An 11962-nucleotide genomic window follows, 5' to 3' on the forward strand; every position below is an offset into this window, starting at 1 on the left:
ACAATGACATTAAATCAGCTTAACTGGCTTAGTGTGGGTGTAGTGTTGACCATGTTCATCCTATTTTGATACCGCACTAACAAATAGCATTAGAATTGCGCTGCTTCGGCAGCGTTTTCTTTTTATCTAACACCTGAGCAGCAATAACCTCACTCTGTTACCTCACGTTTTCTCAAAATAGAATGATTCATTATTGATGGTGAATGTCGCTTGAATTTCACCTAAATCAACTCCATATCTAATATCAACGACAAGACACAAGGCAAGGATACTCTGATGCAATCCCCATTTATCGTTGAGATAACAGAACAGAACTTTCGCGAAACGCTTGAAGGTTCAATGAACACGCCCGTTTTGATCCACTTTTGGGCCAACGCTCAGCCAGAAAGCGCACAGATACTCCCTGAGTTGCAATCTCTTGCTCAACAGTACAACGGTGCATTTACGCTTGCTCTACTAAATTGTGAAGTTCAGCCCGCTTTAGCGTCTCAATTTGGCGTGCAAGTATTGCCAACTATCGCGCTGTTTATAAATGGTCAAGCCGTCGATGGTCTGGGAGGCCCCCAGCCAATTGATGCCATTGCCACCATGCTACAAAAGCATTTGCCAAGCCCAGATGAACAACTATTAAAACAAGTCAGTGAACTTCTTCAGCAAAGTGAGCATGCTCAGGCTTTGAGCATCATCCACACTTTGCCGCCAGAGCTGCAAGAGCGTGGTGATGTGAAACTCGCGATGGCTGATTGTTTGCTAGAAACCAAACAATTTGATATTGCCCAAGAACTACTGAACGCTATCCCTCTCGAGTATCAAGATAACTACTATAAGAGCCTAATAGCCAAGCTCGAGCTGCATTTGCAGGCTGCAGATAGCCCTGAATTACAGCGACTAGAACAAGCATACGCAGCAGACATGGCAAACTTCGAACTCGCTTGTGAATTGGCGGTACAATACAACCAAGTTGGTCGGGATGAAGAAGCGTTGGAACTGCTGTGGAATATTCTTAAAAAAGACTTGGGCGCCCAAGACGGTGAAGTGAAGAAGACTTTTATGGATATTCTCAGTGCACTAGGTCAAGGTAACGCATTAGCAAGCAAATATCGTCGCCAGCTTTACTCAATTTTGTACTAAGCGTCGCATTCTTCTAGGAATAAGACAACAAAGGCCGGGACTTCCGGCCTTTGTTTTTTGTTAGAAGTCGCTATACAGCGTTGGTGCTGCTGGCGGATACTCTATTGGTTGCCAACGATCATTAAAGGTGTACTTGGCATAAAGCATGAAATGGTTTGGTGTATAAAACTCAGAACGTTGTACATCGACTAACGCCCCAAGGTACCAACGTTTGCTGACTCGCTTTTCCACCGCCGCTTGCAACGACGTACCAAAACCACCACCTTTGTCTGACTCCGCTACTGTCGATAAGTATGGCGCGTCTTCCTTAGTCCAAGAGTTAGAGACGGATGCACTCAATTGATATGACCAAGAACTGTTGTACCGGCCATAAAAGTTGATAGGTAAAGACACCGAGAAGTAACTTTGCGGGCTGTAGTAGCCACCGTGACCTAGCGTGTACTCACCCAGGTTTTTGTCGTAATCAAGGTACATTAAGTTCGTACCTATACTTAAACGCTGGTCATCCGTTGCAATTAACTTGTAGTACGCCCCACCTAACACGCCTAAACGAGTGTTGTCTTCAACCTTTTCACCAGTCAAAACATGATACTGCAAGCTACTCCAAAAACCGTAAGGGCCACCAATGTCCCAACTTGAGCTCAACTTCACACCAGTACGAGCAACTCCGCCCCATTTAGTCCCTTGAGGGTCAGTCGTGCCGCTAGGGACAGACATTCCAGCATAAGAAAGCGCGCTACTGGTCTCTGGGCGACGCGAAGCTTCTGCCGTCCAACCGAACTCACCCAGGTCCCCATTGATGCGCACACCACCAACCCATGTGGTATGGTCGAAACCAATTGGTGTCGTGCCGATATCGACCAACCAATCTTCAGCCTGCCAGCCCACTCCAAATGCCATACCTGATGCGTCATTTTGGAACGAAGTGCTGTCAGAATCGGTGGTTTTTTCATAATAGTCCAACTGACCTGAATCGATAGAAACATAATCGGCTTTTAGCAACAGGTGCCCATCCCAGCTCTCTATCGGGATTCGGGCTTCTATGGGCACTTGATTCGAAGTATTACGGCCATCTCGTGCACTGTAATCCCAGCCAATCATGACATGCCCATCACTCCGATCATGCAGTTTATCGATGTCCGATTTGACGTTACGAGTCAACCAGTAGTCGTCAGCAGTATCATATAGCTCGCGTAAGCTTAGGGGTTCTTTTTTCGCCTCTTCAGTTTCACGATTTTTATCCATTCGGTCACGATTTAAGGCTTGATAGGCGCGTGTTTCAGCTAACGCCCACTGTTGATTTTCCATTGCTATAGACATGCTATTGCGAAATGCTAATGCGTCAGCATCAGGCATCGCATCCAACAACTGATTTAGCGCATTAGCGTCATTTCGATAGCCTTGTTGATTAAACACCGCGGCCACTGTCATCAACTGTGCCGCAGTTAAGCTATCGCGCTTTTTATTCAAAATGAGGTGCATGTCGTGATACGTCGCTTCATATCCAGTCAAAGCACTAGCTTGCAACATGCCAATTTCTGCTTGAGTTTTAAATGGCTCAGGCTTTAAAGAAACTTGTTCATACAAATCCAACGCAAGCTTAGGCTGTTGATTAACCAGCATCAGATCCGCTTGACTCAACAGTCGACGGGTTTTGAGTTCATCAAGCTGTAATGCTTCCGAAGCACTTAAATCTTGTGTTGCGGAATTTAATGCTAAGTCCACGTACCAACGATCAAAATCTTCAAAGTGATTCAAGCTTACCATCATGCTGCCGTAAGCCAGTTTGTCATCGGTTGACCAATCTTCTGAAAGCGAAATGTTTTGGAAAATCCTCTCAGCTTCCTTAACTTCATCAATGTCTAACCACGCACTCACTAGACGAGCGAGCGGTTGAATTTGACCTTGATAATCCGACTCTAGCGCACGTAATGTCGCCATTACTGATTCGGGAGAAGCTAAGTAACGCGTTTGAATGTCTCTCAACTGAGCATCAAGCTTCAAGCGGGTTAAATTGCGCTGCATTGCGTCTGTCATGTCATGTTGTGCGATACTCTCTAGCTCAGCGATGGCCTCATTCACGTTGAAGTCCTGCGCGAGATAAAGCGCGTAAGCAAATTTCATTTCAGGGTCATTACTAGATGTAGCCCAATCGGACATCAGCGTATCCGCGCGTACTTTGTCGCCCATTGAATGAACCACGTCAGCAATATCAAGCCTTAACCATGGGGAGGTTGGCTGTAGCGCAATCAATTCCTCTACGGACGCTTTCATCGTTGCCTGATCATTTTGAGCGATTGCGATCCGCAGACGAGTCAAAATAACTTCCGACTTGATGCTCGCTATTTTTTCAGCGACCACTTTCTGCTGTGGGGCTGAGTAACTGCGCGCGAGTGCTTCCGCGCCAGACCAATCTTGCTGCTGAATACGAACATCTAAGCGACCACGCAATGCAGAGCTATTGCTGCTATCCAGTTGCAAAGCTTGTTTGAAAACCTTCTCTGCCGCGGCATAATTTTCTTGTACCAGATACAAAGAGCCTAATGATGAATAAGCATAAGGTTGGGATTTATCTACTTGAATCGCTTTTTGATAAGCGCTTTCTGCTTGCTTAAACTGGCCTTTTTCGACCAAGGCATCACCTTGATCAAGATACGCCCAATATTGAGAAGTCTCGATTAGCGCTGCCCATTTTGAGGCCGAGTCAGGATTATGATCTAAGTGCTGAGCCTGTTTAAAGTATCCGAGCGCTTTTTGTTGCTGCCCTCTACGTAGATAAACCTTACCCATAGCACCAAGCAATTCAGGATCTTGCGGACGAGTCGTCAACGCATAACGCAGCTGAGCTTCTGCTTGGTCGGTTTTATCTTCCTCGAGCAACGCTAACCCTTTGAGCTTGGCGAGATAGGTGGGGTCTTTGCGTAGTTCCTTTTCCTTTTTCCAGCGTTCTTTCGCGCTTTGATTCGCTCTTTGTATCTCCATGTCAGACGGGTAGTAGCTAGCTAAGATGGCATATTGCTGAACAACTTGATCTGAAATAGGCAATTGATCCAATGCACGCAACCACGACGTTGCCGCATTTGTTCCAACCGAAGGAGCAAGCGCTAACTTTTTATAGGTATCGAGAATCCATGGATCAGCAGGATTCTCTTTGCGAATATGGTTGGCTAACGCGAGTTGAAAAGACGGAACACTAGGATAATTTGCATTTAAACGTTCCAGTCCCTGTTTCACCGAGATCCAACTGCCAGGCAAATTACTTTGCAACTGTAGGAGTTCAAGTTGTAACGCTGGTGATGGCATTCCATTTGGGAAAAGGGCTTTGTAAGCTTGAATCGCTTCATCGTAACGACCAGATTTTGCAAGCAACTGAGCGCGCTGATAATCCGCTCTTTTCTCTCCCTGAATAGCCATAATCGATGACAAGTTTTTCGCTTGAGTCGAATGAGGCGCCTGTCTGATTAAGCGCTCAAATACCGGTTTTGCTAATTCTGGCTGCTTACGTTTCAGATACATATTCGCTTGATAGAAAAGCCCCGTTGGATTGCTTTCTTCAATCGCGAACAGCCTCTCCAGAGTACTCTCGACAATATCATCTCGGCCAATCGCATCCGCCAGTTTTAGCTGCTCAACCAACCACTCAACCGAGTCAACTCGTGCTAATGATGTGGAAAATTGAACCAGCTCGATAGGCTTGTAGACCTGTGCGAGCTGCGACTTTGTCAGAGGTTTTGAGCTAAAGCTTTCTGCATGCACAGTGCCGACGCCACCAGCCGCCAAAGCAACCAGTGGAATCCACCATAACACGTATCCTGTTACTGACATCTCTCGCTCCATACAGGAAGCAATTCACCTTGCACACCAAAACGGTAACGTTCTTCATGCCAACCAAGCCCAAATAGACTTAATACGTTGTCGTAATAATGATCGTTTTTGTCCACCACAAGTTCATTTTGAGCACGACGAAACTGCGTCTCCAACAGCGCAGATTCACCAGAAGCCGCGAGTAACGGAAGAGCCGCAGCAGAAAAACCTGCGCTTCCTGCTTGGGTATATTTACCCGTTTCAGTATTTACTTCTCTCGCTGGCGCACCAAGGGCTTTGGTTGCCGCGACAAACGGCTGCATTTTTTGTACTAATACTGCTTTTTCTGAAACTTGGTCATTTAGCATACCCGCCCAAAGATAAGTGCGGATCGCGTTGTAACTGCCCATCGGCCCTGTAACCACATCTGAGCTATAACGACCATTTCTCAATACTGCCCAGTCTGGGCTAAAGCCAGCTGGCATCGTTTTCTCTAGCATGTGAACACTTGCCTTATACATTGAGTCCCAGTTGTATTGCGGGTACAGCGACTGCATACGAGCAATCAGTTGTAACGGAACATAACTCGGATTCACACGGTACTGGCCGTCGGCATCAAAGCCCGTTGGAGCTGGCAACAATACCGTTCCAACTCCCGCTATGTTGACGGTTTCTTCACGTAAAATACGACTCGCGATCAGATGTCCAAGGGTCTGATAGTAGTAGTTATTCCATAATCTCCCCGCCTCAACAAGGGAGTAAGCTATCCACAAATCAGAATCTGACGCTGGGTTAGAATCCAAGACTCCGAACTGACCATTTTCTTTTCTTCCCCACAACCAAGCAGGAAGCCTTGCCGTCAAATCCCCACCAGCCAAATGTGATTGAGTCCATTTTAAAACCTGATCGAAGGTTTTAGGGTCATTGGCAACCAAGGCAAAGAACAATGCGTAAGATTGGCCTTCCGAGGTTGTAATCATACGCTCGTCACTGCCATCAACGACTCGGCCTTGCTCCATGTATACCGACTTAAATGTTTCCCATTGTGGCCACTCGCAGGTGTTAGCCCACAAGTAAGGAGACACGAACAACATAAGGAACGAGATGAGTTTTTTCATTATTCCTCTTCCTCAGTTTTTTCTAAACGTCTAGACGCGACTTGACGTAATACGCGCCAAAGCACAATGGTTACGATCACCACTAGCAAGGCGGCAAAGCACGCAACGATGACTGGGTGATTAGAGAAGTGATACCAAACGAGCTGCCACACAGGAAGCTTACCGACATAGTAGTGCGAACCCACGTTGTAGCTTGCTACTTCGTTATTTCTCAACGTCACCACCGAGCCAAACATGTGCTCCACTTTACCGGAGTCAGCCAACGCGCGATCAACCGACGAAAAATCTGACGGGTGAGCCGCCATAATAGAAATGACGCTGCGTTTTTTCGTAAATGGCGATTCTGCACCATAAATAGCAGCAAAAGAGCCTTCTGCCTCGACAGAAACATAATCTGCGGCGGCTTGACGAGCATCACTTGGACTCATCCAGTTCATTCCGAGCTGCTTTTCATTTTTGCTTGGTAGGCGAATTTGTCTCTGACCCTCTTTAACCACTAAGTTAACTTGGTCAGGATTATTAGCGGCTTCTTCTAATGCATCCACAACACCAATCGTCAGGATATCTTTATTTTTTAGTTTCTCAGCATTCCATTTATCTGTCAAAAGCACCTGAATACCTGGGTACCCAGAGTCACGTCCCAATGACCCCATGACGTTTAAGAAGGTTTGCAACACTTCTTTTGGAGCACTCTCTGGAACAACAATAGCAGTTTCTGACAAATCAGCCATGCGAGTGTAAGGAAAACCGGATGTAGCAAAAGCGCGCATGTTCGGCATTTCGATGTAGTGGGGGAAACCACTAAAATCAATAGTAGAATCACCATCAATAACCGCGTATTGCTTACTTGGCTGCGTTACCTGGCACTGCCCATCGGTCACCGACGCAAAACCAAACTCAAACTCAATTCGGTTTTGACTACCCACCTTAAAAGCCGGAATGCGAACAAACGTATCACCACTTAGAATGCCATCATCTAACAAAGGAACACGTATACGGTTAGATTCTCCACCTTGACCTTTTGTGGTTAGGTTGAACGCCTCAATGAATTGGTCATTAATACTCAAAGTCAGACGAGAGCCGGAATGATCCGCAGCAGGCGGTGAATAACGATAGTTAAGATCCATCGGTATACCACGGCTTTGCCAAGTAAAGAGATCGGGTGGTAAACGCAAACTTACGTTGATTGGTGGAGGCGTTCGGCCTTCCACTTGCAGCATGCTTTTTTTGTTCGACTAACTCAGACAATGCAACAGGACGAGCCGTACTCACCCAGTTTGGCGCATCGTACGGGACTCGTGGTTTGATTTGTTTGACTTCATTAATCTTCGCGATTGGTCCAGTAAGAAGTTGGTTTCCCAACGCCAAACCTTGCACCGCAATGTTAAGATCCTTACTGTCACGGCCTATCACTAGAAGAAGCTTCACGTACGGGTCTGTTGGATGAGTGATGACTTGAAGACGAGGGCCATCCGTGTCTGGAAAATCTCTCAGAAACTCAGGTTTGTTGTCATTGGTAACAAAGACAATGGCGTTGCGCTTAGGTAACGTGTCGACACTAAAAGGGAATTGAGCACCACGCCAACCCGCAAGAGCACCAAAGTAAGAGCTCAAGACACCGGCAGCCTTGACATCATCTAAATCGTATTTGCTACCCATCACGACAGGCAGATTTAACTGGCTGAAATCACGGACATCAAAAAAAGGAGCCGGTAACAAACTCAAGTCACTTTCCAGCACTGTCTTTTGAGCAAGCATCTCAATTCGACTACTTTGGCTAATCTCAGCCCAAATGCTCGAGTCATTTGGATTGGCACACTCTTTCTGAGTATTCCCAATCAACTCAAAGCGAATTTGGTTGTAATTACTAAAGTAACGAGTGTCCAGCGGCATCGATAAGCTCAACTTTTTGCCTTGCTGGCCATCGACGATTGACGCTACTCCCATAAGTTCGTTGTTCAAATACACTTTGACGTGAGAAACCAAAGAGAGCAACGCTGGCGAAGGTGTGATATCAAAGTGCAACGTTGCTTTAGATACCACCTCATCGAGTCGCGAACCGAAACCAATATAAGCACTGGCCTCACTACCTTGGATAGCAATTGAACCACTGTAACCTAATTGACTAAATGGGATGACGCGCTTAAACACGGTCGAATCTTCAGCATCTTGCTGTGCCAAAGGCGTTGCTTGTTGCTGACTTACTTCTTGTGCCGCGAGACTGCACGACATACACATGAGAGTGATAGCCGTTGTCAACGCTGTTAGTTTTTTATTATTTAGCATGACTTGAGGTCCTGATTGGGACATAACGAGGTCTTAGTGACCAAATAAATTCGATACAAAATAAAAGTGCATCCACACTGACCTGAACAAACTTAGGACAATGTTGCAGCAAGCGTTTGTATCCATTAAAGCCGACTTGCAGTACAGCCTGCATACTCGATAGAGGTTTATCTGATTGATAACCTTGTTGCCATTTCGCCCATGTATCTGCACGTGCAAATGTACATTGGACGTATTGGATTTGTTGTTGATGAGACAATTCGTTGAGTTGTAAACCAAATATCCCCTTATGAGCATAGGCAACCGTCATAGGGAACACGAATTCTTGGCCACCTCGATTGAGGATCACTTCTAAGGTTTGACCGAGTAAGTAAGCACAGGTTGGTTCATCGACCCCGTCAATTTCTATGCGCACGCCCCCCAAAGAGAAATCCTTCATCTGCGCTTGTATTAAATGCCCAGAATTAAGCCTAACCGCGACAGGAATCGCCATCTCTACTCGGTGATCTTTTCGCACTTGTTTAGCTTCTACTGCAACCGCAACGGCAGCACCTAAAATCAACAGGTTGTACATCGTCCATACGAGATTCACGATAACTGTACCGATTTCATTTTGAGGCCCCCACCCCATTCGGTAAATCCCTACAGCGAAGCCCAAAATGTTGAGTGCAACCAAAACCAAATATGGTCGAGAGATCACCCAATCGTAGTGAGACTTTTCAACCAAACCGCCTTTTGCCGTTACGTTGAATGTCCCTTTATGGGGCGCAAACAAAGCCACCGTTGTTGGCCTTGCGATATACCAAGCAAGCACGGTTTCGTATACCTCACCCCAAAACGAATAACGGTAGTCACCCTGCATACGAGAGTTGGTCATGCTGGCGTGAATCATGTGGGGTAATACGTACAAAATGATCGCCAGCGCTGGCGCATAAATCACGTAGGAATGCAGCAACAAATAAGCCAAGGGTGCGATCAGGAATACAATCCTCGGGATACCAGATAGAAAGTGCAGCATGGCATTGACGTAACAAAGCCGTTGAGAGAGCTTAAGCCCCTTTCCAGTCAATGGATTATCGACCCTAAATATCTGCGCCATCCCGCGAGCCCAACGAATGCGTTGCCCAACGTGTGCAGACAATGTTTCTGTCGCCAAACCAGCAGAAATCGGCTGCTTAAGATATGCAGAACGATAGCCTAAACGGTGCATGCGCAGAGACGTGTGCGCATCTTCCGTCACGGTTTCGACTGCAATACCACCGACTTCCTCTAAAGGCTCTCGACGTAAAATAGCGCACGAGCCACAGAAGAAAGTCGCATCCCATAAGTCGTTACCATCTTGAATCAGGCCGTAAAACAAGTTGCCTTCGTTTGGCACGTTACGAAAGTTCGATAAGTTACGCTCAAAAGGATCCGGTGAGAAAAAATGGTGCGGCGTCTGAATAAGCGCCAACTTTGGATCTTTCAGGAACATCCCCATTGTGAGCTGAAAAAATGCTCGTGTAGGAATATGGTCACAGTCAAAAATCGCAACAAACTCACCGCTGGTCTGCTTCAACGCATAGTTAATGTTACCGGCTTTCGCATGTTCATTCGTTGGGCGGCGGATGTAGTTCACCCCTACACTTTTGGCGAAATCTCGGAAGCTATCACGCTTGCCGTCATCCAGAATGTGGATGTTAAGTTTGTCTTTCGGCCAATCGACACCTAACGAGGCATAAACCGTCGCTTTCACAACATCGAGATCTTCGTTGTAAGTAGGGATCATCAAGTCAATGGTTGGCCAAGTTGACTGATCCGGTGGCATCGATACTGGTTTGCGATTCAATGGCCAGATATTTTGGAAATAGCCAAGCATCAGCACAATCCAAGAATACGTCTCAGCTAGAAGTAAAACGCCCCCTAGAAACAAAGCAACAGGATCGTCCCAGTTCAGGGTAGACGAATAACGCCACCACAAGTATCGACATGAGGCCGTAACCGACAAGATGATCAAAAGCATGGTAGGAAAACGACCCGGCATGCGACGGACCATCATCGCTAATGCCCAGAGTAACAGCACAAAGACAGTCTGAGCCTGATAACCAAATGGCACCGTAAAACAAAGCAAAGCGATTAACACCACGAAAAACAACAAGGTGTAGTTCAACGCCATCGCTGACTTACTTGCTTTAATACGCTCTCGAACTTGTGGATCTTTGATGTTGTTCGCTGTCTGTTCTAACCAGCGGACGCCTTTTGCAACCAATTCAAATGGCAAGTAGAACGCATTGCGAATTTGCTCGGCTAAAGTCATCGCTAAGCTGCTGGTTTTTTTGGACCATGCTGTATTTACATTTACGTTTTGCCTGAAGCAAAGCAACCACACGCTTTGGATAATAAAACGTACAGGATCAAACCATCTTGGCGCAGCAAAATTAACGTTTGGATAGTAAACCAAAGGCAGTTTCCATGAGGGAACACCCGAAATAACCGGCTTTAAAAATACAAAACTCAATGAAAACCAAAAAGACAAAGCACACTCACCAACCCAGTTTGTTTTACAATTCCAGGCTTGCTCGTAAGCGTTCTTCTGCAGTCTGAATTGGTCCACTACCCAACGTTGGAAAATCAGATTAAGACTTCGCATAAATTAGCTTTGGTCCTGAGCGCTTGATAACGCTGATACACACCAAAAAGCAAAAGACTGAAAATCTTTTGCGGCTTGGCTCGATGGCGAATAGTGTTGAACGGTCGTCAGGTTTGCCACACATTCAAGCAATGCCGTATCTCGATGAATCGAAACAGGAATCAAGGATTCGCTAAGTTCCTTTTTCAGCACCAACATGAAATCACGACCAATTTCGGTTTCTGGCTGATATTTATTCACCAAAAAACGTAATTTATCAGAGCGAAGCAATCTCGATAGCTCTTCATGTTGTAGCCAAGATTGAAGAGTGAGATAACTCAGGGCGTCTGCCGTTACCACCACCACAATCATATCCATTGAGTCGACAAAAGATCGCACTTCAGGATCAGTAAGCTCTGCTAAGTCGGCGTGAAAAAGCAGCCACTGCTCACCACGGTTTTCGCTCACTTGCAACGTCATTTCACCTAGCATTGATAGATAGTGAGAACGCTCATTAAAAAACGCTTTTAACTGCTCAGAATTCAGATGGCCAAACGGTAAAAAAAGTGCACCTTGTGGGCTTTCATAACCAGCCTGGGTCCAAGGCTTATCTAAAAGAAGTTGTTTCGCCCAGCCTCCTTGCTCTTCTCTCGGCAAGCCAAGATGAGCTTGCAGTAAACTATTAGGCACCACCTCAATGGCCAGTACCTGTTTATTTATCTTAACTAACGCTTGTGCCAAATTCGCAGCGACGGTCGTTGAGCCACAGCCGCCTTTTAAACTAACAAATAGAAGGCGCTTCATATCGCTTCCGTTTCTGAATTTTTCTGCGTATTACGTACCAAAGATAGAACATTACGAGCACCGTTGGCTTTGAAGACTTGCCACTTATTTTTAACTTGTACGTAAGACTCGTTTTCTGTTGTTTCAATATACGTGCCCGATTTCAGATAATAAGTGCGACATTCATGGATAGGTGTAGAAGAGGAAGTCAACTACTGAAAGTGGTACGCTC

5 protein-coding genes and 1 pseudogene are annotated in these 11962 nt (G+C 46.0%); 1 reads left to right on the top strand and 5 read right to left on the bottom strand.

From position 1 onward, the window contains the following. The first annotated feature begins 276 nt into the window (after positions 1 to 276). Positions 277 to 1131: a co-chaperone YbbN gene (locus tag R8N49_RS13105; protein WP_033906924.1), complete on the top strand. Its 855-nt coding sequence runs from the start codon at positions 277 to 279 to the stop codon at positions 1129 to 1131. A gap of 60 nt (positions 1132 to 1191) precedes the next feature. On the opposite strand, the gene R8N49_RS13110 is transcribed toward R8N49_RS13105, so the two are convergent. The 5 genes and pseudogenes from R8N49_RS13110 to bcsQ form a co-directional block, all read right to left on the bottom strand. After that, complete coding sequence (locus R8N49_RS13110) at positions 1192 to 4956, bottom strand: cellulose synthase subunit BcsC-related outer membrane protein (protein WP_258489519.1); 3765 nt, start codon at positions 4954 to 4956, stop codon at positions 1192 to 1194. Next, positions 4947 to 6053: a cellulose synthase complex periplasmic endoglucanase BcsZ gene (gene bcsZ / locus R8N49_RS13115; RefSeq protein WP_054575226.1), complete on the bottom strand. Its 1107-nt coding sequence runs from the start codon at positions 6051 to 6053 to the stop codon at positions 4947 to 4949. The genes R8N49_RS13110 and bcsZ overlap by 10 nt, the downstream gene beginning before the upstream one ends. Continuing rightward, positions 6053 to 8339 (bottom strand): annotated as a pseudogene (gene bcsB / locus R8N49_RS13120) (cellulose biosynthesis cyclic di-GMP-binding regulatory protein BcsB). Before bcsB ends, bcsZ begins: the two are co-directional and overlap by 1 nt. Then, complete coding sequence (gene bcsA, locus R8N49_RS13125; protein ID WP_258489520.1) at positions 8329 to 10968, bottom strand: UDP-forming cellulose synthase catalytic subunit; 2640 nt, start codon at positions 10966 to 10968, stop codon at positions 8329 to 8331. The pseudogene bcsB and the gene bcsA overlap by 11 nt, the downstream one beginning before the upstream one ends. Positions 10969 to 10971: 3 nt before the next feature. Beyond that, entirely contained in the window at positions 10972 to 11751 is a 780-nt protein-coding gene (bcsQ, locus tag R8N49_RS13130; RefSeq protein WP_005382068.1) for a cellulose biosynthesis protein BcsQ, read from the bottom strand. Positions 11752 to 11962 lie beyond the last annotated feature (211 nt).

Source organism: Vibrio sp. 1978 (genome assembly GCF_033344345.1).